The sequence below is a fragment of the Nocardiopsis chromatogenes YIM 90109 genome (genome assembly GCF_000341185.1).
Classification (GTDB): Bacteria; Actinomycetota; Actinomycetes; order Streptosporangiales; family Streptosporangiaceae; genus Nocardiopsis_A; species Nocardiopsis_A chromatogenes.
This window is the reverse complement of the sequence record NZ_ANBH01000317.1, coordinates 1-20,584: the sequence shown is the minus strand read 5'-3', so window position 1 is coordinate 20,584 and position 20,584 is coordinate 1. Positions and strand designations below refer to the sequence as shown.

The following is a 20,584-nucleotide window of genomic DNA, read 5'->3' as shown; positions in this document are numbered from 1 at the left end:
GGTCGCCCGCGCTCGTGGCGGCCGCCGGGCCGGCGCGCAGGCACCGGGGGCGCCCCTCCGGGGCGCATACCGGGCATAGCAGGCATAGTGGGCGCGCGGGGAGAGGGTCGGTGATCCTGTGCGGTGGAATCGCCACCCGATCGCCCTGGAAGCAGTGATTCCACGACACAGGATGCCGCCGGGGTGTGCGTGCGGGGTCCGGAAGGCGGGTTCCGGTCCTGCCGGTACCGGCCCGGTGTCCACTTCGCCCGGTTCCCCGGCCGCCGGGGCCACTCCCGCGCCCTGTTCGACGTCCGAGGCGGCCCGGCGGGCGGTGCGGGTGTGCGTTCATCGCGATACCTGAACGGGATCCGGTGCTCGGAGGGCCTTAAACGGCACACCGGGGCCGTTTGCCGGGCCTGGTGTCACTGTTTGTAGCCGATATCGGTCGCGTGCGGGCCCGGGGAGCCCGCCGGAAGGGTCTGGGCGCCCCCGCGCCCGCCCCCCACGCCCGAGCCGAACACCCCAATCGGGCAGGAATAGGGCATTCCGCTTCCAGAACCTGTTCTGGTATCGCGGTGTTCGTCGCCCGGGGGCGTTCGCGGGTGTCGCTGGGCGTGCATCCCGCCCCCGCCCGCACCTAACGCGGAGTATCCGCCCAGGTCACAGGACTAGCGGGGTTCACCGTGCAGGCCCGGCGGCCGCCACGGATGCAGAAGAGCGCGAACCCCGGCGCCGCGCCGCCCTCCCGGACCGAGAGGAACCGGCAGGAGGGGCCGGGGAGGTGCCCCGCTTGTGCCGTCGCCGCCCTCTCCAGCGACCACGCACCCGCGCTGCGCCCGACAGCGCTAACGCACGGGTCGCTGACCTGCGTCGTCGCCGCCTCCCACCCTCACTCCCTGGCGGCCCGCCGCCCGGTCGGGGTCCTTGAGCGGGGGACCTACTGTGCCGCCGCCTTCCCGGGCCCCGAGGAACCCGCCATCCGGCAGGCAGGATCAGAGCCGCCCACTCCCGCCGTCGCCGCCATCAACGGCGACCACCCACACGCCCAGCGGCCGACCGCGCTGCCGAAGGGCCCGCCGACCTTGCCTCGTCGCCGCATTCCGCCCCACGCTCCGGCGGCCCGGCGGACGGCCGGGGCCGGGGAGCGGAGCACCAGCCGAGCCGCCGCCCCCTGCCCAGACCACGAGAGACCCGCCACCCGGCGATCTGCGCCCGGGAAGCGCCCCGCTCTCGCCGTCGCTGCCCTCTCCCTCACACCCCGGCACCCCCCCGGCAAGCAGCCCTAAGCGGGGCACCACCTGGCCCCGTCGCCGCCCATCACAGCGACCATCTGCACGCCCGGCGGCCGACAACGCTGCAGGCGGGGCCGCTGACCTGTCCTCGTTGCCGCCTTGTCCCTTGCGCTCCGGTGGCCTGCCGCCCGGCCGGGGGCCGTGAGCGGGGCACTTGCCGTGCCGTCGCTGCCGAACCACGGCGACCATCCGCACGCCTGGTGGTCGACGGTGCTGCCGGGAGGGCTGCCGACGTTCCTCGTCGCCGTCTTTAGCCTGGGACTCCCGGCGGGCCGACGGTCGGGTGGAGCCGCCTGGGGAAGTACGCGCCCAGGTCCTCCGGCCTCAGTGCTCGGCTTCGGCGGACCTTCTCGTGCGGCCCAGGTACAGGGCGGCGCCGCCTCCGGCCAGTGACAGGCCTCCGGCGGCCACCATGCCCAGGATCGCCGTCCCGGTCACCGGCAGCCCGCCTCGGGGCTCGCTCCCCTGTGGGTCGATGGTCACGTCGTCGCGGCCGGGCGTTCCCCGGGAACCGGCGTCGGGAGTCCTGGTCGGATCCGGGGAGGGGTCACCGCCGGTGTCCCCCTGCCCGTCCCCGTCTCCGTTGCCGGGGCCGGAGCCGGGGGAGCCGTTCTGCGATCCGTCCGGGGAGCCCCCGGCGCCGCCGTTCCCGCCGCGATCGCCGTCCTCGCCCTGGTCTCCGTCGCCGGGGTCCGCACCGTTCCCGCCCTGGCGGCCGTCGTCGCCGCCCTGGCCGTTCTCGCCCTCGCGGCCGTCCTGACCACCCTGACCGTCCTGACCACCCTGGCCGTTCTGGCCGCCCTCGCCGCTCCGGCCGTCCGATCCACCGTCGCCCCCGTCCGAGCCGCCGCCCGGGTTCGGCGGGACGCCGGGCGAGAGGTCGTCGTCGGGCTCGGGGGCCTCCTCCTGTTGCGGCTCCGGACCGCCCTGGACGGCGCGTTCGCTGTGCACGCTGGTGCCCGCCAGCTCCAGCCGGTAGGTCCGCAGCTCGGGCTCCTCCCCCTCCTCCGCCGGTGAGGTGACGTCGAACTCCATGTCCAGACCGGCCGAAGCGGTCGTCGCCCCCGGCTGCCCGTCCGGCAGCTCGGTCACCGCCGCGCGCGCCGTGAAGTCGACCTCCACGGGCCCGTTCGGCCCCGAGGCCGTGAACGTGCGCTCGTAGGTCCCGGCGCCGATCTCCACCTCGTGGCCGAGCACGTGCAGGTCCTGCACTTCCAGCCGGGCCGTCGCCCCGCGCTCACGGGTCCACTCGGCCTGCGACTCGACCTTGCCGACGACCACGAGGTCGTCTGCGCCGAAGACGGCCGCCAGGTCCTCGTCCTCCGCCCGCGTGTGCGCGCCGCCGACCAGGGCGCCCCCTCCCGCGGAGCCCGCCTCGCCGGTGCCGTCCCGCACCAGCACGCACGACGGGGAGAAGTGCACGCCGGACACCGCCGCCTCGGCGGCGAGCGTGTCGTGCCCCGCGGTCACCCTGCTGATGCCCGCCTCCGGCGCTTCGGGAAAGTGCTGCTCCCCCGCCACGCCGCCCGGCCCGTCCGACCGCTCGGACTCTTCGGGCGGGGCCCAGCGGGCGGTGGCCGGGCCTTCGGAGCGGTCGCTGTTGAGGTCGCCGACGACGCCCGTGCCGCACCATTCGACGGCGGCGATACGCGCGCCCGCGAAGTGCTCGCCTCCGGTCCCGGGGGCGNGGGGCCGCCCGCCAGCAGGGCCCCGGTCGCGATGAGTGTTCGTGCAGTGAGGCGGGACCGGGCGGGGGGATTCGGTGTCACGGTCTTCCTCTGCTCAATGGGTGACGTCAACGAAACTACATTCCGATCGACGCCCTCAGTAGGCCCCTGTCCGCGGCGCCGCCGGCGCTCAGGGGCCGGGGCGGCGGCCCCTCGGCTCGTGATCCGCCCTCACCTCCGGTTTCCCCGAAGACGTGGCACGCATCACAGCATCGGGCGGCAGACCGCTGAGCGGTCCGATACCGGCCACCGTGGGCGTGAGGCGTGTGACGGCCGGGACGGCAGTGAAAAGGGGCCGGTGGGTGCGGACGGCCCGGAAAACACGGAAGGCCCGGACGTACCGTCCGGGCCTTCCGCCTTCTGTGGAGCTATGGGGATTCGAACCCCAGACCTCCTCCATGCCATGGAGGCGCGCTACCAACTGCGCCATAGCCCCGTGTGCCGTGCGGCAACGCCTTGATACTACCGGATTCCCGGGAGTGGGGTGACCGCTGACGCCGCCCCCTGCGCTCCGACCCCGTGCCCCTGTGCCGCACAGCGCCCAGAGGCGCCGAGTGAGCAGAACGTCGCGGTGGTCGGCCGCGGGGAGGGCCGGGCGGATGCGTCGCCCGCTCGGGCGCTCCGACGCGCAGGCCCCTGGCCCCCAACGCCTCGACGGTGGTGTGCATGCGTTCGGCCGCGTTCAGGATGAGCGGAGAGAACGCGTTGGCCACCGTACCCCCGTGCGCACAGGCCCGGGCCCGGGACCGGCTCGCCACCTCGCCGAGCTCCCTGAGGCACCCCGTGTCGCCGACCGGTTCCGCGGACCCGATGCGGCCCGCCCTTCCCGCGGTCCCCGGCACCACCCTTGACGCGCCGTGCCCCGCCGAGCAAAATCATATATGATTTCATCGATGATATGAGGTGACCCTGGTGAGCAACGACCCGGTCTCCGGACTCCTCGGCCACCGGCCGGGCAAGGTGATCGCCGTCCATCTCAGTTACGCCTCGCGGGCCGAGCAGCGCGGTCGAGCGCCCGCACACCCGTCGTACTTCCTCAAGACCGGCTCGTCGGTCACCGGGCCGGGCACGGTCACCCGGCCCGAGGGCACCGAACTCCTGGGGTTCGAGGGCGAGATCGCGCTGGTCGTCGGAACGGCCGCGCGCAATGTGTCCCCGGACGAGGCGTGGGCGCACGTCGGCTGGGTCACCGCTGCCGACGATCTCGGGCTGTACGACCTGCGCTACGCCGACCGGGGCTCCAACGTGCGCTCGAAGGGCGGCGACGGCTTCACCCCCCTCGGCCCGGCCCTGATCCCGGCCGAGCGGCTCGATCCGGAGCGGATCGGCATCCGCACGTGGCTGGACGGGGAGCTCGTCCAGGACGACAGCAGCGCCGGCCTGATCTTCCCGTTCGGGCTGATGCTGGCCGACCTGTCCCGCGTGATGACGCTCGAACCGGGCGACGTCGTCCTCACCGGAACGCCCGCGGGTGCCTCGGTCGCCCAGCCGGGGCAGCGGGTGGAGGTGGAGGTGTTCTCCCTCGACGCCCCCGCGCTCACGTCGGGCCGCCTGGCCACCGATGTGAGCGCGGGCCCGGCGCTGGCCCCGTGGGGCAGCCCGCCCGAGGCGGACGAGGCACAGCGCGCCGCCGCGTGGGGCCGCCCACCGGAACCGGTGCTCACCGCGGAGGTCCGGGAGCGCCTGGAGGCGGTGGCGGTGGCGACGCTCTCGGTCCAACTGCGCAGGCAGGGGCTGGACGAGGCCGCCATCGACGGGGTCCGGCCGCTGGTCCCGGGCCGACGCCTGGTCGGCCGGGCGCGGACGCTGCGGTTCGTGCCGTACCGCCAGGACCTGTTCGCCGAGCGGGGCGGCGGCTTCAACGCGCAGAAGCGGCTGTTCGACACCATCGGCCCGGGCGAGGTCCTGGTCATGGAGGCGCGGGGCGACGCGAGCGCGGGCACGCTCGGCGACATCCTCGCGCTGCGCGCCCAGGTCCGCAGCGCCGCGGGCGTGGTGACCGACGGCGCGGTCCGCGACGCCGCCGCCGTCGCCGCCACCGGCCTGCCGGTCTTCTGCGCCGGGCACCATCCGGCGGTGCTCGGCCGCAGGCACGTGCCGTGGGAGACGGACACGACGATCGCGTGCGGCGGGGCCACCGTCCAGCCGGGCGACGTCATCGTGGCCGACGACGACGGCGCGCTCGTCATCCCGCCCGGTCTCGTGCACGAGGTGCTGGAGGCGGCCGAGGCCCAGGAGAGGGAAGAGGAGTTCATCGCCGAGATGGTCCGTCAAGGCGAGCCCGTGAACGGCCTGTACCCGCTGAACGCGCAGTGGCGGCAGCGGTACGAGGCGCAGGACTGAGAGAGGAGGACCGATGCGATTCCGATCCGACCCCTCCCGCATGAGGGGCGCGATGGCACCGCTGTTCACCCCCTTCACCGACGAGGGGGCCGTGGACCACGAGTCGCTGCGGGCGATGGTGCGCTGGCAGCTCGCCAACGGTTCGCGGGGCATCTCGATCGGCGGGTCGACCGGGGAGCCGTCGGCGCAGACGCCGGACGAGCGCGCCGAGGCGATCCGGCTCGTCGCCGCTGAGGTCGGCGACGAGGTCCCGTTCCTGCCCGGAACGGGGTCGGCGAAGCTCGACGAGACGCTGGAGCTCACGGGCATCGCCGCCGACGCGGGTGCGGACGCCGTGCTGGTCGTCACGCCGTACTACGCGCGCCCCACGCAGGGGGCGCTCTACACGTGGTACTCCACGGTCGCCCGCGAGTTCCCGGACCTGCCGATCGTCGCCTACAACGTGCCGGTGCGCACCGCGGTCGAGCTGGCACCGGAGACGTTCGCCCGGCTGTACCGCGACCACGACAACATCGTGGGCATCAAGGAGACCACCAAGGACTTCGAGCACTTCTCCCGTGTCATGCACGCCTGCGGGCGGGACGTCCTGATGTGGTCGGGCATCGAGCTGCTGTGNCGTCTGCCCCTGCCGCTGATCGCGCTCGGCGGCATCGGCTTCATCTCCGCCCTGTCCAACATCGCACCGGCCGCCGTCGCCCAGACCTACGACGCCGCCGTCGCCGGTGACTGGGACCGGGCCCGCGAGCTGCACTACGGCGTGCATCCGCTGGTCGACCTGCTGTTCACCGAGACCAACCCGGCTCCGGCGAAGTGGCTGATGGCCCGTCGGGGCCTGATCCGCTCCGATCACGTCCGCCCGCCGCTGACCCCGCTGTCCGAGCAGGGCCGGGACACGGTGCGCGCGCTGGCCGCCGAGGCCGAGCACCACCTCACTCCCGTCCCGTCGAGGAGCCTCACATGAACATCCCCGACCCGATTGGGCACCACATCGGAGGCGCGTCCACCGGCTCCGCCGACGGCGCCACGTTCGACGTGCTCGCGCCCGCCGCCAACGAGGTCTACACCCGGGCCGCCGCCGGAGGGAAGGAGGACATCGACGCCGCCGTGGCGGCCGCCCGCCGCGCCTTCACGGACGGGCCCTGGCCGCGGATGAGGAACCGCGAACGCGCCCGGATCCTCAACCGGGTCGCCGACGCCGTCGAGTCGATCGACGACGAGCTGGCCGCCATGGAGTCCTTCGACACCGGTCTGCCGATCACCCAGGCGAAGGGCCAGGCCCGCCGCGCCGCGGAGAACTTCCGGTTCTTCGCCGACCTGGTCGTGGCCCGGGCCGACGACGCCTACAAGGTGCCGGGCATGCAGATCAACTATGTCAACCGCAAGCCGGTCGGTGTGGCGGGGCTGATCACGCCGTGGAACACGCCGTTCATGCTGGAGTCGTGGAAACTCGCCCCCGCACTCGCCGGGGGCTGCACGGTCGTGCTCAAGCCCGCGGAGTTCACGCCGCTCTCGGCGTCCCTGTGGGCCCAGGTGTTCGCGGAGGCCGGGCTGCCTGAGGGGGTGTTCAACCTGGTCAACGGCATCGGCGAGGTCGCCGGGGAGGCGCTGGTCACGCACCCCGACGTCGATCTGATCTCCTTCACCGGCGAGACCGGGACCGGGCGGCGGATCTTCGCGAACGCCTCCGAGCGGCTCAAGGGGCTGTCGATGGAGCTCGGCGGCAAGTCCCCCGCGCTCGTCTTCGCCGACGCCGACCTGGAGGCCGCGCTCGACTCGACCCTGTTCGGCGTGTTCTCCCTCAATGGCGAGCGCTGCACCGCCTCCTCCCGCATCCTCGTCGAGCGGTCCGTCTACGACGGGTTCCTGGCCCGCTTCGCCGAGCGCGCGGCCGCGATCAAGGTCGGCCCCCCGGACGACCCGGCGACCGAGGTGGGCGCCCTCGTGCACCCGGAGCACTACGAGCGCGTGCTGGGCTACGTCGAGATCGGTACGGGCGAGGCCAGGCTCGTCGCCGGGGGCGGGCGGCCGGAGCACCTGCCCGACGGCAACTACCTCTCCCCCACCGTGTTCGCCGACGTGCCCCGCACGGCGCGGATCTTCCAGGAGGAGATCTTCGGCCCCGTCGTCGCCGTCACCCCGTTCGACACCGACGACGAGGCGGTCGACCTCGCTAACGACGTCCAGTACGGGCTCGCCGGGTACGTGTGGACGAACGACCTGCGGCGGGCGCACCGGGTGGCCGACCGGATCGAGGCGGGCATGGTGTGGATCAACTCCCACAACGTCCGCGACCTGCGCTCGCCGTTCGGCGGGGTGAAGGCCTCCGGCCTCGGCCAGGAGGGCGGCCACCGCTCCTTGGACTTCTACACCGAGCAGCAGGCCGTCCACGTCACACTCGGCGACGTGCACACCGCACGCTTCGGCGCCGGGGGCTACAACGACCAGGACCCGTTCTTCTCGGGAGCAGGGAGTACCCGATGACCGCCACGCCGCCCGACATCGTGCGCTCGGCCTACCTCGAACTCGTGGTCAGCGACCTCGCGGCGTCCCGCGAATTCTATGTGGACGTTCTCGGACTCGTCGTGACCGAGGAGAACGACCGGGAGGTCCACCTGCGCGCGCTGGAGGAGTTCATCCACCACAACCTGGTCCTGCGCGAGGGCCCGGTGCCCGCTGTCGCCGCGTTCGGGTTCCGCGTGCGCAGCCCCGGCGAACTGGACGCGGCCGAGGCCCACTACCGGGCGCTGGGCTGCGACGTCCGGCGCGAGCCCGCGGGGTTCCGCACCGGGGTCGATGAGGTCGTGCGGGTGCTCGACCCGCTCGGCTTCCCGTACGAGTTCTTCTACGGCGTCGCACACGCGCCGCGCCTCACGTGGCGCTCCGACCTGTACGGCGCGGGCGCGATCGTCCGGCTCGACCACTTCAACCAGGTATGCCCCGACGTCGTGGCCGGTGCGGCCTACCTGGAGGAGCTCGGCTTCAGACGCACCGAGGACATCCGCGACGACGACGGTGTCACCTACGCCGCATGGTTCGCGCGCAAGGACACCGTCCACGACACCGCCCTCACCGGCGGCTCCGGACCCCGGATGCACCACATCGCCTTCGCCACACACGAGAAGCACAACATCCTGTATATCTGCGACAAGCTCGGTGCCCTGCGCCGTTCCGACGCCATCGAACGCGGTCCGGGCAGGCACGGCGTGTCCAACGCCTTCTACCTCTACCTGCGCGACCCCGACGGCCACCGCATCGAGATCTACACCCAGGACTACTACACCGGCGACCCCGACAACCCGGTCGTCACCTGGGACGTGCACGACAACCAGCGCCGCGACTGGTGGGGCCACGCCGTCGTGCCGAGCTGGTACACCGACGCGTCCGCCGTGCTCGACCTCGACGGGGCGCCCGTGCCGCTGCGCGAACGCGAACAGGCCTCGGAGATGGACGTGACCATCGGCGCCGACGGCTTCTCTTACACTCGCAAGGACGATACGGCCAGGGGTTTCAAGGTCGGCGAGCAGTTGTAGAGAGGACGTTCATGCCGGACACCGCCGCGGCCGGCGGCCGCGCGCCGTCGAAGTCGGAGACCGTGTACCGGCAGGTGCGCGAACGCATCCTGACCGGCCGCTACAGCGCGGGCCACCGGCTCGTCCTCGACCAGCTCGCCCGTGAGTTCACCGTCAGCCCGGTGCCGGTCCGCGAAGCCGTCCGGCGCCTCGAAGCCGAAGGGCTCGTGACGTTCACCCGCAACGTCGGTGCCGAGGTGACCGGCATCGACACCGCCGACTACACCGACACCATGCAGGTCCTCGCCTACCTGGAGGGCGCCGCCACCGCGCTGGCGGCGCCGCACCTGGACGAGGCCCGCCTCGACGAGGCCGCGGCGCTCAACGAGGAGATGCGCGCCCTGCACCGCACCGACTTCAACCCCGTGCGGTTCACCGAGCTCAACGAGCGGTTCCACCAGCTGCTCTGTGCTCCGTGCCCCAACCGCCACCTGCTCGACCTGCTCGACCGCGAATGGCAGCGCATGTCGCTCATCCGCCGCTCCAGCTTCTCCTTCGTGCCCGCCCGGCCCGCCGTCTCGGTCGACGAGCACGAGCACCTTCTCGACCTGCTGCGCCGCGGGGCGCCAGAGGAGGAGGTCGAACGGGCCACCCGCACGCACACCCTCCGCACCCTGGAGGCCTACCTCGACGCGGGCCGGCCGTCGTGAGCGCCCTGCGGGGCGCCCTACGGAGCGCTCAGTCGTGGCGGCAGCCGGTGTCCATGTACGCCGCGAGGCCGCCCGCCGCCGCCGCGGACGAGGGGGTCGCGGCGGGCGTGTCGTCCGCCGCGTCGTAGACGACCTCGCCGCCGACGACGGTCATGGCGATCGGCAGGTCCACGATCTCCTCGGGCGCCGTATCGGCCAGGTCCCCGTCGAACACGGCGAGGTCGGCGGCCATGCCCGGCGCGAGCGTGCCCTTCCAGCGCTCGGCGCGGTCCTGCCATGCGCCCGCGGTCGTGTAGCTGGCCAGGGCCTCCTCCAGGCCGATGACCTCCTCGGCGCCGAACACCTCGCCGGTCTCCAGGCTCTTGCGCGTCAGCGCGGCCGTCAGCCCCGCGCGGAAGTCCGGCATGCCCACCACGGGCGCGTCGGAGGAACTGGCGACCGAGACGCCCAGATCGAGCGCGGTGCGGTAGGGCCACTGGTAGTCGGTGCGCTCGCGGCCGAGGATGTCGACCAGCTGGTGCGAGAGGGAGCGCTTGATCTGGGGGTTGAAGCTCACCGGGAAGCCGAGCGCGGCCATGCGCCGCAGGTCCGCGGGCGTCGTCAGGTCGCCGTGGATGACGTAGTGGCGCAGCCCCGCGCCGCCGAACCGCTCGACGGCGGCCTCGTAGGCGTCCACGACCGCGTTGGCGGTCAGGTCGCCGGTCGCGTGGGTCCCCACCTGGAAGCCCAGCTCGTGCGCGGTCATGACCCAGTCGTTCAGCAGGGCGAGCTGCTCTTCCTCCGAGCCTCCGGGCAGCGTGAGCCCGCCGTTGCCGCCGCCGATGTAGGGCTCGGAGACCCAGGCGGTCCGGGCCTGGGTCGGCACCCCGTCGGCGAAGATCTTCACCTGGTTCACGTTCAGCCATGCGGGTTCGGTCCCGATCCGCCCGGCCTCCAGCAGCGTTTCACGCAGGTCGTCGGTGCCGGAGGCGGCGACCATGATCGTGCAGCGCTGGCGGATGTCGCCCGACCGCAGCATGTCGTCGTACCGGCGGACCGATTCGAGGTCGATGCCGGCGTCCGTCACCGAGGTGATGCCGTGCCGGTGCATGATGTCCACGGCCGCGCGCAGGCCCTGCCGCTTCTCCTCCTCGGTGAAGTCCGGCATGACCTCGTCCACCAGTCCGGCCGCCCCTTCCAGCAGCAGCCCGGTCGGTTCACCGTCGCCGTCCTTGACGATCTCGCCGCCGGGCGGCGGCTCGGTGTCCCGGGTGATTCCGGCGATCTCCAGTGCCTTGGAGTTCACCCAGAGGGCGTGAGCGGACCATTCGCGCAGTGCGGCCGGGTTGTCCGCGGACACCTCGTCGAGGTCGTGCCGGGTCGGGTACCGGCCTTCGGCCAGGTACCCCTGGTCCCAGCCGAAGCCGCGGATCCACTCCCCCGGCGCCTTGTCCCGGACCGCCTCGGCGACGAGGTCGCGGATCTCGGCGATGGAGGCGACCGCGTCCCGGCCGAGGTCCAGCGTCAGCGGAGGCCGTCCCGTACCGAGGCCCATCGGGTGGAAGTGCCCGTCGTTGACCCCGGGGATGACGGTCCGGCCGTGGAGGTCGACCGCCTCGGTCCGCGCGTTCGTGAGGCGCCGCAGCTCGCGGGTGGTGCCCACGGCCAGAACCACGCCGTCCTTGATGGCGACGGCCTCGGCGGGGGCGGATTCCCCGTCCATGGTCAGCACCTTGCCGTCGTACAGCACCAGGTCCGCACCGCCCCGCCCGGCACCGCCGCCCTTTCCGGTCCGGGCCGCCGCCTCGGCGGCGCCCCCGATCGCACCGAGCGCGACCCCTGCGCCCGCGGCCTGCAGGAACCTCCGCCGCCGTAGCGGCCTCCGCTGATCCGTCATGTCCGGCCTCCTCTGGTTCGCCGTCGCACCGACGCCGTAGCCCGGCATCGTCCGCGCCGCGGGCGCCCCCGTCTTGCGCAAGAGCGCGGCGGGCTTGTCGTCGGGCGCTTTCGGGGCGCCGCTCCGCCGGTGTGCCGTCAGAGACAAGCCCCGTGCGCCGGTGTCCTAGGAGCTCACGGCGGCGCTCCCTAGGGTCCTGGGAATCGGCCCCCACCACCCGACGAAGAGGAGTGCAGATGAGCGAATCGTTCATCCCGGTCGGTGCCCTCGGCGAGGGGTTCGCACCTGCTGCGGACCTCCTCGGTGAGACGGCCGACCTCAGCGGGCGGACGCTGACGCTGAACCTCGACGCGCCGTCGGCGCCGACGACGCTGCGGATCGCCGAGCGCACCGCGTCCTGGGGCGACCACACCGACGTCCCCGTCCGGGTCACCTCGATCCGGTCCGGCGTCTACATGATCGACGGCGTCGCGGACGGGGTCTCCACGACCTTCGTCGCCGACGTCGAGACCGGGGCCGTCACCCTGGTCGAAGGCCGGCTCCCGGGCGCCGAGGCCAGGGCGGAGTCCGCCTACACCCGGGTCCGGCGGGGCGACGAGCCGACCGGTGTCACCGCGCGCATCGTNCGTCCCCGGCGGCATCGGCGGCCCGCCGGCCGCCCGGCACGCACCGACGACCGCGCTGGTCGGACTGCGCAACCGGTACACCTACTCGCCGAGCGAGGTGTACGAGCACGTCTACCTCACCCCGGACCTGTACACCTGGCACTGCCTGCAGGGGGTCGAGCAGGGCCTCGCCGACACCGACCGGTGCCACCACATCGCCGTCAGGGACCGGCTGACCCTCTTCGTCTGGCGGGAGAAGATCGTCCCGACGCTCGGGCTCCTGCTCATCGACCTCGACCGCATGCGCACCGACGGAAAGATCTTCGGCAACGAAGGGTTCGACCCCGGCTCCGTCGTGAACTTCCCCGTCGGAGCACAGGCCGAGATCCTCAGCGCCGCCACGGCCTGACCCCCAGCGTCCTATCGGCAAAGGAGCGGACCTTTGTCCACCCCACCGGAAACCCGGCTCAAGGGGCACCTCGGCGTCCCGGGGGTCGTGTTCCTCGTCCTGGCCGCGGTCGCCCCCCTGACCGGCATCATCGTCATCGGCGGCATCGGCATCGCCGTCGGAACCGGCGGCGGGACGCCGATGATGTTCCTCCTCGCCACCGCCGTCTTCCTGCTCTTCGCCGTCGGGTACGCCCAGATGTCCAAGCGCCTGGTGAACGCCGGGGGGTTCTACGCCTTCGTGGTGCGCGGCCTCGGCCGGACGGCGGGCCTGGTCGCCGCCTTCGTGGCCCTGGTCGGCTACAACTGCTTCGTCGCCGGGGCGGTCGGCACGAGCGGCTTCTTCACCTCGATCGTCGTCGCCGACGTCTTCGGCCTGGACCTGCCGTGGTGGCTCTGGAGCCTGGCCTCGGCCGCGGCCGCGTGGCTGCTGACGCGCAGCGGCATCGACGTCTCGGCGAAGGTGCTCGGGGTCGCGCTCGTCCTCGAGGTCGCGATCCTCGTCGTCCTCGACATCGCCATCCTCCTCACCACGGGCTACTCGTTCGAGCCGTTCCTGCCCGAGGTGTTCCTGACGGGGTCGGTGGGGCTCGGGCTGCTCTTCGCCGCCAACGCGTTCGTCGGCTTCGAGGCGACCGGGCTGTTCAGCGAGGAGGCGCGCGACCCCAGGCGCACCATCCCGCGCGCCACCTACGTGGCGATCCTCTTCATCGGCGTCTTCGCCGCCGTCACCACCTGGGCGATCGTCTCCGCACTCGGGGTGCGCGAGGCCGGCGGCACCGCGCGCGAACACCTCGCGGCGGGCGACCTGGTCTTCACCGTCTCCCGGCAGTACCTCGGCGGCGGCCTGACCGACGCGATGCAGCTGCTGCTCGTGGTCAGCCTGTTCGCGGCGCTGCTCGCGCTGCACAACTCCGCGACCCGCTACCTGTACGCGCTCGGCCGGGTCGGCGTCCTGCCCCGGCGGCTGGCGCACACCCGCCGCGCGAACGGGGCGCCCGTCGTCGCCTCCTCCGCCCAGCTCGTCTTCGCGACGCTCGTCGCGATGGCCTACGCCGTCGCCGGGGTCGACCCGATCGCCAACCTCGTCGCGGCCTTCACCGGTATCGGCACACTCGGCATCGTCGCGCTCCAGGCGATCGCCGCGACCGCCATCGTGGTGCACTTCCGGCGGGTCCGGGACCCGCGCCTGCTCTCGACGCTCGCCCTGCCGCTCCTCGGCGGACTGGGGCTGTGGACCGTCACGGCGCTGGCGTTCGGCAACTTCCCCGAGCTCGCGGGCAGCGACAGCCCGGTCATCGCCCTGCTCCCCTGGCTGCTGCCGGTCGCCATCGCCGCCGCCGTGGCCGTGGCCTCCTGGCTGCGCGCGTCGAGGCCGGACGTGTGGCGGTCCCTCGACCAGGACCTCGACCGCGTCTCCGACCAGCCCGCGACCACCGGGGGGACCCCGTGAGCACCTACCTTGTCACCGGCGGCGGCACGGGGATCGGCGCCGCCGTCGCCACCCGGCTGGCCGAGGACGGCGGCGACGTCGTCGTCTCCGGCCGGCGGCCCGAACCGCTCGAAGAGGTCGCGGCGGCGCACCCGCGCATCGCCGCGATGCCCGCCGACGCCGCGGACGGTGCCGCCATGCGGCGCGTCGTCGAGGAGATCGGCGAGCGCTACGGCGGCCTCGACGGCGTCGTCGCGAACGCGGGCGGGCACGGCTACGACACCGTCGGCGGTACCGGCGACGAGGCGTGGCGCTCAAGCCTGGACGCCAACCTGACGACGGCCTTCGTCACCGCCCGCGAGGCGCTCGGGGCGCTGGAGGGGTCGGGCGGGAGCATCGTGGTCGTCTCCTCGCTCGCGGCTCTGCGGGCGGGACCGGAGACGGCCGGGTACACGGTCGGCAAGCACGCGCTGCTCGGGCTGGTGCGGTCGCTCGCCCGCGACTACGGGCACCGCCTGCGGGCCAACGCCGTCTGCCCCGGCTGGGTCCGCACGCCGATGGCCGACCAGGAGATGCAGGTGCTCGTCGACGGCGGCGGCGCGGCCGACGTCGAATCCGCCTACGCCAGGGTGACGCGCGACGTGCCGCTCGGGCGGCCCGCCGCCCCGGAGGAGATCGCCGGTGTGGTGGCGTTCCTCCTCGGGCCCGACGCGACGTACGTCAACGGCGCGACCCTCGTGGTGGACGGCGGCGCGCACATCGTCGACGTGCCGACCCTGGCGTTCGGCTGATGGCCGCCCACGCCCCGGCCCCGGTCCACCGCCGAAAGGCAGGGAACACATGGTGACCACCCCTCCCCCGGACCTCGGGGGCCTCGTCGTCCTCGTCACGGGCGCCGCGAGCGGCATCGGCGCCGCGGTCGCCGCCGCGGCGGCGGACCGGGGCGCCACCCCCGTGCTGCTGGACCAGGACGGCGACGGTGCCCGAGAGCGGGCGGCCGCCCTCGGCACTCCCGGCCGGGCCCTGGCGTTCGCCGCGGACGTCACGGACGAGGAGTCGGTGCGCTCGGCCGTCGGGGCGACGCTCCACCGCCTCGGCCGCATCGACGCCGTCGTCACGTGCGCCGGGGTGTCCGGGCCCGTCGGCACCCGGCTGGAAGAGGTCTCCCTCGCCGAGTGGCAGCGGGTCCTCGCCGTGAACACCACCGGCGCGTTCCTGGTGCTGAAGCACACCCTCCCGGCCCAGCGCCGCTCCCCCCACGGCGCGGCGGTCCTGGTCGCGAGCGACTCGGCGCTCGTCGCCGCACCGGGGATGGTCCCGTACTGCGCCTCGAAGGCCGCCGTGGTGCAGTTGGCGCGGGCGCTGTCGGTGGAGACGGCGGGCGAGGTGCGCGTCAACGCCGTCTGCCCGTCCGTCGTCGACACCCCGATGAGCCGGGGCGACCTCGGGCGCCGTGACTTCGCGGACGCCGACTTCCCCGTCCACCGGCCCGAGGACGTCGCCGGGCACGTGCTGTTCCTCGCCTCCCCGCAGGCCGCGGGGATCCATGGAGCGGCCCTGACCATGGACTTCGGCTTCTCCGCGCGCTCGGCCTTCCCCGCGTGAGCCGGGCACGTCCGCGCCGGTCCCGTGCGCGCGCACATGCGCCCCCTGGGCGGACCGGAGCACCGATCACGAATCGTGAACGACACAGAGGTGAGGACATGGAGAACTACGAGGACCTGCTGGCCGCCGTGGTGGCGCCGGAGGGCGGTCGGCCGGTCACCGACCCCGCCACCGGCGAGGAGATCGGCCGCGCTCCGGAACACGGCACCGACGACCTGGAGCGGGCCGTGGCGGCCGCCCGGAAGGCCCAGCCCGCCTGGGAGGCGCTCGGCCACACCGAACGCTCCCGGCTGCTGAACGCCGCGGCCGACGCCGTCGACCGGTCCGCCGAAGCGCTCGCGCGCCTGATCTCCCGCGAGCAGGGCAAGCCGCTCAACGGCCCGGGCAGCCGCTTCGAGGCGGGCGGGGTCTCCGCGTGGCTCCGCGCCGCGGCCGCCACCCCGCTCGAACCCGAGCGGGTGCTCGACGACGAATCCGGCCAGGCGACGCTCCGCTACCGGGCCGTGGGCCTGGTGGGCGCAATCGGGCCCTGGAACTGGCCGGCGCTCATCGCCTCCTGGCAGTTCGGGCCCGCACTGCGGATGGGCAACACCGTGGTGATGAAGCCGTCCGAGGACACGCCGCTCTCGGTGCTCGCGCTGGCCGCGATCGTGAACCGGGTGCTCCCCGAGGGCGTACTGACGGTGCTGTCCGGGGACGGCGGCCTCGGGGCCGCGCTCGCGACGCACCCGGCGTTCGACAAGATCATGTTCACCGGTTCGACCCGCACGGGCAAGGCGATCGCCGCCGCCAGCGCGGACAACCTGCCGCGGCTCACGCTCGAACTCGGCGGCAACGACCCGGGCATCGTGCTTCCCGGTGCCGACCCGGCCGCCATCGCCGAGGACCTCTTCTGGGGCGCGTTCATCAATACGGGGCAGACGTGCGCGGCGCTCAAACGCCTGTACGTGCACCACACCCTCCACGACGACGTCGTCGACGCGCTGGCCGAGGTGGCCGCCCGGATGCCGATGGGGCCGGGGGTCAAGGAGGAGAGCATGCTCGGGCCGCTCACCACCGCCGCCCAGTTCCGGATCGTCGACGGCCTCGTCGAGCAGGCCAGGGCCGCGGGCGGGCGCGTGGTCACCGGGGGCGGCCCCGACCGCGGGGCGCCCGGCCACTTCTACCCCGCGACGCTGGTCACCGGCCTGCCCGCCGACGCGCCGCTCGTCGTGGAGGAGCAGTTCGGACCGGCGCTGCCGATCCTCGCGTACACGGACCTCGACGCGGTGGTCGACCAGGCCAACGCCCTGGACGTCGGGCTCGGCGCGTCGGTGTGGTCGAGCGACGCCGAGTGGGCCAAGCAGGTCGCGGCGCGCATCGAGGCCGGAACGGTCTGGATCAACAAGCACGGGACCCTGCACCCGATGGTGCCGTTCGGAGGGGTCAAGGGCTCCGGCTACGGCCTGGAGTTCGGCGTGGAAGGACTCAAGGCCGTCGGCGTGCCGCAGGTCATCGCGGCCTGACGCCGCTCGCGCCCGCGAGAGCACGCGGCCCCCGCGGCACCAGGTGCCGCGGGGGCCGGTCTCGTGGCAGGTCAGTGGCAGCACTCGCCGGTGGACCCACCCGTTCCGCCGTGCCCGCGGGAGGACCAATCCGGCAGGTCGAGGGCGGGGTTCGCGTCGAGGAAGCCGTGCGGCTTGAGCCAGAACCCGGAGTAGTCGACGGGCATCACCGGCCAGTCCTCGGGCCGGGGGATGTGGGTGGGCCCGAACGTGTGCCACAGGACGACATCGGTGTCGGTGAGCGCGCGGTCGGCCTGCACCCACCGGCCGATGCCGTCTCCCGCGTGCTGGTTCGGGAAGTCGCCCGCCGGGAAGCGTTCGGCCGGGTCGTATGCGGTCACCCACAGGTGGTGGCGGGCGAACTCGGCGCGGTCGCCCGCCGAGGAGCCCGGCTGGGCCATGAGCCGTGGGCCCGCCATCGGGGTGAGCTGGTACGCCGTCGGCCTGCCGACGGCGTTGCGCCGGTTCGCGCTGGTGACGTACCACCGGCGTCCGGCCTCGCTGTCGGCGTCTCGGACGGCCTCCGACTCGCGGGACAGCCGGACGCGCTCGTAGGTGAAGGCGTTCCCGTATGGGTTCCGCGGTCCGGTGGGGATCCCGACGAGGTTCTCCTCCTCGACCGAGTTCTCGGGCCCGTCGACGGACATGTCCAGGCGCGCGCAGAAGATGTGCTGGTGGACCGGACCGATGATGCCCGGGGCGATCTCGGGGGCGTGCGGATTCTCGGTCCCGGGCTCCGCGGCCCCGGCGAACACGATGCCGGTCGCCTTGGTCTCCATCTGGATCGAGCCGTCGAGGTAGAAGTACCAGAAGAAGCCGTAGTCGTAGTTGCCGATGGTGGCGAAGTAGGACAGCACGAGGCGGCGGGAGCGCCGCACCTGGGACGCCTCGCCCGGCTCGGTGTGCTTCCAGAGGATCCCGTAGTCCTCCTCGTGCATGCACACGGCGTGCGGGATGGGCATCGGGTCGCCGTTGTCGTCGGCCACCACGGCGTCGAAGTAGGTGATCTCACCGAGGCAGTCGCAGCCGAGCTTGAGCGAGTTGGCGTTCTTGCCGAGGGCGTACTCTCCGGCGTCGAAGTAGCTGATCCAATAGCGGGCGGCCGCCGTGTCACCGTACGGGACGACCATCTCGGGTACGGAGGCCCGGTAGACGACGGGCCGGTCCTCGTCTCCGTCGCGGAAGGTGATCTGGTTCAGGACCAGGCCCTCCTGTGCGTTGAAGCCGACCCTCAGGGACCAGTTCTCCCAGCGGACGAGGGTGCCGTCCACGGTGTAGGAGACGCCCTCGGGCTGGGTGATCTCCAGCGGCTTCAGCGTGGTGCGGGCGGGGCCGGTGTGCTCATAGTTCCAGTCGTCCAGCGGCACGGGGACGTCGCCCTCGTCCTCCAGGCGGGTCACCTTCCCGGCCGTCAGGTCCACGTGCGCGATCAGCCCTTCGACGGGGTGCGCCCACGGGTTGTCGCCCTCGTGGCGCCGGTGGAAGGTGAGCGACCGGATCATGCGCCGCCCCGTCTCCCCCTCCCGGGGGAAGTAGCCGGGCGCGAGCGGGGCGACGAACGTGTGGGTCGTGTCGGTGATACCGCGGCGCGCCATGGCCGCCTGCCAGCGGGGGTCCGCCTTGACGATCTCGGAGGCACGGCCGTACTCCTCCAGCAGGTACGGGGGCTGCCCGTACGGGTGCTCCCCCGTCGGCAGGTCCCGCCACGAGGTGATTGCGCCGCCGGTGACGGACACTTCGGCCTCGCCGACCTGCCCGGTGGCGGTGTCCAGGAGGGTGACCAGCACACTGCGGTCGAAGTCGTCCGCGCCGGGGGTATGGCTCAGAACGGTTCGCTTGTCCGGTTCGACCGGCAGCACGCGCGGAAACCGGGTCGCCGGGCCGACCTTGCCGTGGCGGACGAGGATCTCCCGGGCCGCGGAGATCTCATCGGCCGTCAGCATGTCGAGCGGGTGCGTCACACCGAAGGACGACGGCCGGGTGCCGCGCGGGGTGGTTTCCGTCGTCAACGATCCTCCTACGTACAGGGGTTCCAGCGGTCGCGGGTCGCGGATCAACGTAGCCGCCCGCGCGGGGCGCCACCGGCCCGCCCGCCCGATCGGCCGCGCATCGTCAAACGGTCTGCGCGCTCGGACAAGCGGCGCTGACGAACCTCTCGGAAATGTGGTAGAGACGACACCACGGATCGTATATGATTCTCGGCACCCGCCACCCGTCGGGGAAGGACGAGCGATGTCCGGTACCGCCAGCGCGAGCCACGCGATCGACATGCCGAACGCACCACTTGCCCTCGACGCCTGGAGATCCGCGGTCGCGCACGCCGTCGTGCCGCTCAGGATCGACGAGCTCGGCGGCGTCGCCTTCCACGGCCACATCGCCCAGACCGTGGTCGACAACGTCTCCTTGTTCGGGATCGCGGCGACGCCGCACGTCGTTCGGCGCACACCGGAGCTCATCTCGGAGGGCGACGACCAGTACTACAAGCTGAGCCTCCAGCTGGCGGGCCCCGCGGTCCTGGAGCAGGACGGCCGCTCCGTGGGACTGGGCCCCGGTGACCTGGCCATCTATGACACGCACCGGCCGTACACGCTGACCTTCCCAGAGCGGAGCCGGGCCATGGTCATCATGTTCCCGCACGAACTCGTGGACCTGCCGCGCGACGAGGTCGCCCGGCTCACCGCCACGCGGTTCCCCGGGGAGACCGGCCTGGGCCGGGTGATCAACCCGTTCTTCGTCGAACTGGGCAGGAACATGGACCAGCTGGCCGACAGCCATGCCTCACGGCTAGTCCATTCGGCCCTGGACCTGCTCGTCACCATGCTGTCGCAGGAGCTGCACCGCCGCCAGGGGCCCGCGACGCATCCGGCCCGGAGCCTGGCGCGGGAGGTGCGCGAGTACATCCTCCGCCACCTCGGCGAGCACGACCTCACACCGTCGTCCATCGCGCGGGCCCACTACATCTCGACCCGGCACCTGCACACGATCTTCTCGGCGGAGGGGCAGACGGTCTCGATGTGGATCCGCTCCCGGCGCCTGGAGCACATCCGCCGCGACCTCGCCGACCCGCTGTTCGCCGACCGCCCCGTCTCCTGGGTGGCGGGCCGCTGGGGCCTGCACGACGCCGCGCATTTCAGCCGGCTATTCAAGGCGGAATTCGGCGAGTCCCCCACCGCCTACCGGCAGCGGCTGGTCGGCGCCCCCGTCCGCCAGGCCGTCTGAGCCGATCGGGAGGCACCCAGGCCGTCGGCTGCGCGCAACGGTGCCCACTCGGCCACCACACCGGACGCCCTGCGCGGAGTACCCGCTCAGGGCCCAGAGAGTCAGGGGCTGGCAGAGTCACGGGCCGGAGAAGGAGGAGTGGGCACGGCCCCGGACGCGGCACCCCGGCCTACGCATGCCCTTGGAACGACGAAGAGGCCGCCCCCGCCTCACCGGCGCGAGCGACCTCGAAGAAAACGGTGCGCACAATGGCCCACCCGGTGGAGCTATGGGGATTCGAACCCCAGACCTCC

At 73.1% G+C, this 20,584-nt stretch carries 14 protein-coding genes, 1 tRNA gene and 1 pseudogene; 12 read left to right on the top strand and 4 right to left on the bottom strand.

What is annotated here, in order from left to right; translation table 11 throughout:
- Positions 1–1,598: 1,598 nt before the first annotated feature.
- Both D476_RS35815 and D476_RS0127995 read right to left on the bottom strand, forming a co-directional pair.
- Positions 1,599–2,744 (bottom strand): hypothetical protein, encoded by a 1,146-nt coding sequence (locus D476_RS35815; RefSeq protein WP_160167456.1) that lies wholly within the window; start codon positions 2,742–2,744, stop codon positions 1,599–1,601.
- A 620-nt stretch (positions 2,745–3,364) separates the two neighbouring features.
- Positions 3,365–3,437, bottom strand: a tRNA-Ala gene (locus D476_RS0127995).
- Between the two features lie 476 nt (positions 3,438–3,913).
- Here D476_RS0127995 and D476_RS0127990 point away from each other — a divergent pair.
- The 5 genes from D476_RS0127990 to D476_RS0127970 all read left to right on the top strand — a co-directional run bounded on the left by D476_RS0127990 (position 3,914) and on the right by D476_RS0127970 (position 9,563).
- A complete protein-coding gene (locus tag D476_RS0127990; protein ID WP_152529456.1) occupies positions 3,914–5,344 on the top strand; it encodes a fumarylacetoacetate hydrolase family protein in 1,431 nt (476 codons plus the stop codon).
- Between the two features lie 13 nt (positions 5,345–5,357).
- Positions 5,358–6,305: a 4-hydroxy-tetrahydrodipicolinate synthase gene (dapA, locus tag D476_RS0127985; RefSeq protein WP_040728032.1), complete on the top strand. Its 948-nt coding sequence runs from the start codon at positions 5,358–5,360 to the stop codon at positions 6,303–6,305.
- A complete protein-coding gene (hpaE, locus tag D476_RS0127980) occupies positions 6,302–7,825 on the top strand; it encodes a 5-carboxymethyl-2-hydroxymuconate semialdehyde dehydrogenase (RefSeq protein ID WP_017627200.1) in 1,524 nt (507 codons plus the stop codon). The genes dapA and hpaE overlap by 4 nt, the downstream gene beginning before the upstream one ends.
- Positions 7,822–8,874: a 3,4-dihydroxyphenylacetate 2,3-dioxygenase gene (gene hpaD / locus D476_RS0127975; RefSeq protein WP_017627199.1), complete on the top strand. Its 1,053-nt coding sequence runs from the start codon at positions 7,822–7,824 to the stop codon at positions 8,872–8,874. Before hpaE ends, hpaD begins: the two co-directional genes overlap by 4 nt.
- Positions 8,875–8,885: 11 nt before the next feature.
- Positions 8,886–9,563 (top strand): GntR family transcriptional regulator, encoded by a 678-nt coding sequence (locus tag D476_RS0127970; RefSeq protein WP_017627198.1) that lies wholly within the window; start codon positions 8,886–8,888, stop codon positions 9,561–9,563.
- A gap of 28 nt (positions 9,564–9,591) precedes the next feature.
- On the opposite strand, the gene D476_RS0127965 is transcribed toward D476_RS0127970, so the two are convergent.
- Positions 9,592–11,439, bottom strand: a complete 1,848-nt coding sequence (locus D476_RS0127965; RefSeq protein WP_017627197.1) for an amidohydrolase — start codon at positions 11,437–11,439, stop codon at positions 9,592–9,594.
- Between the two features lie 236 nt (positions 11,440–11,675).
- Here D476_RS0127965 and D476_RS40200 point away from each other — a divergent pair.
- From D476_RS40200 to D476_RS0127940, 6 genes and pseudogenes are all read left to right on the top strand, one after another.
- Positions 11,676–11,972, top strand: a pseudogene (locus D476_RS40200) (MoaF N-terminal domain-containing protein); the annotation flags it as partial.
- Positions 11,973–12,045: 73 nt separating this feature from the next.
- Positions 12,046–12,453: a MoaF C-terminal domain-containing protein gene (locus tag D476_RS38605; RefSeq protein WP_017627196.1), complete on the top strand. Its 408-nt coding sequence runs from the start codon at positions 12,046–12,048 to the stop codon at positions 12,451–12,453.
- Positions 12,454–12,486: 33 nt separating this feature from the next.
- The gene (locus D476_RS0127955) at positions 12,487–13,944 is read left to right on the top strand and encodes an APC family permease (RefSeq protein WP_017627195.1); all 1,458 of its coding nucleotides are present in this window, start codon (positions 12,487–12,489) and stop codon (positions 13,942–13,944) included.
- Positions 13,941–14,714: an SDR family NAD(P)-dependent oxidoreductase gene (locus D476_RS0127950; protein WP_017627194.1), complete on the top strand. Its 774-nt coding sequence runs from the start codon at positions 13,941–13,943 to the stop codon at positions 14,712–14,714. Before D476_RS0127955 ends, D476_RS0127950 begins: the two co-directional genes overlap by 4 nt.
- A 49-nt stretch (positions 14,715–14,763) precedes the next feature.
- Positions 14,764–15,528, top strand: coding sequence for an SDR family NAD(P)-dependent oxidoreductase (locus D476_RS0127945; protein ID WP_017627193.1), 765 nt, complete (start codon positions 14,764–14,766; stop codon positions 15,526–15,528).
- Between the two features lie 98 nt (positions 15,529–15,626).
- Complete coding sequence (locus D476_RS0127940) at positions 15,627–17,033, top strand: aldehyde dehydrogenase family protein (RefSeq protein ID WP_017627192.1); 1,407 nt, start codon at positions 15,627–15,629, stop codon at positions 17,031–17,033.
- A gap of 71 nt (positions 17,034–17,104) precedes the next feature.
- Here the strand turns inward: D476_RS0127940 and D476_RS0127935 are convergent, their stop codons facing one another.
- Positions 17,105–19,081, bottom strand: a complete 1,977-nt coding sequence (locus tag D476_RS0127935; RefSeq protein WP_017627191.1) for a primary-amine oxidase — start codon at positions 19,079–19,081, stop codon at positions 17,105–17,107.
- 223 nt (positions 19,082–19,304) lie between these two features.
- On the opposite strand from D476_RS0127935, the gene D476_RS0127930 reads away from it, so the two are divergent.
- A complete protein-coding gene (locus D476_RS0127930) occupies positions 19,305–20,291 on the top strand; it encodes an AraC-like ligand-binding domain-containing protein (protein WP_017627190.1) in 987 nt (328 codons plus the stop codon).
- Positions 20,292–20,584 lie beyond the last annotated feature (293 nt).

What these genes read in the sequence shown, in the direction of transcription:
- hpaE (WP_017627200.1), top strand. Translation starts at nt 6,302, where the DNA reads ATGAACATCCCCGACCCGATTGGGCACCACATCGGAGGCGCGTCCACC.
- hpaD (WP_017627199.1), top strand. Translation starts at nt 7,822, where the DNA reads ATGACCGCCACGCCGCCCGACATCGTGCGCTCGGCCTACCTCGAACTC.
- D476_RS0127970 (WP_017627198.1), top strand. Translation starts at nt 8,886, where the DNA reads ATGCCGGACACCGCCGCGGCCGGCGGCCGCGCGCCGTCGAAGTCGGAG.
- D476_RS0127965 (WP_017627197.1), bottom strand. Translation starts at nt 11,439, where the DNA reads ATGACGGATCAGCGGAGGCCGCTACGGCGGCGGAGGTTCCTGCAGGCC.
- D476_RS0127945 (WP_017627193.1), top strand. Translation starts at nt 14,764, where the DNA reads ATGGTGACCACCCCTCCCCCGGACCTCGGGGGCCTCGTCGTCCTCGTC.
- D476_RS0127940 (WP_017627192.1), top strand. Translation starts at nt 15,627, where the DNA reads ATGGAGAACTACGAGGACCTGCTGGCCGCCGTGGTGGCGCCGGAGGGC.
- D476_RS0127930 (WP_017627190.1), top strand. Translation starts at nt 19,305, where the DNA reads ATGTCCGGTACCGCCAGCGCGAGCCACGCGATCGACATGCCGAACGCA.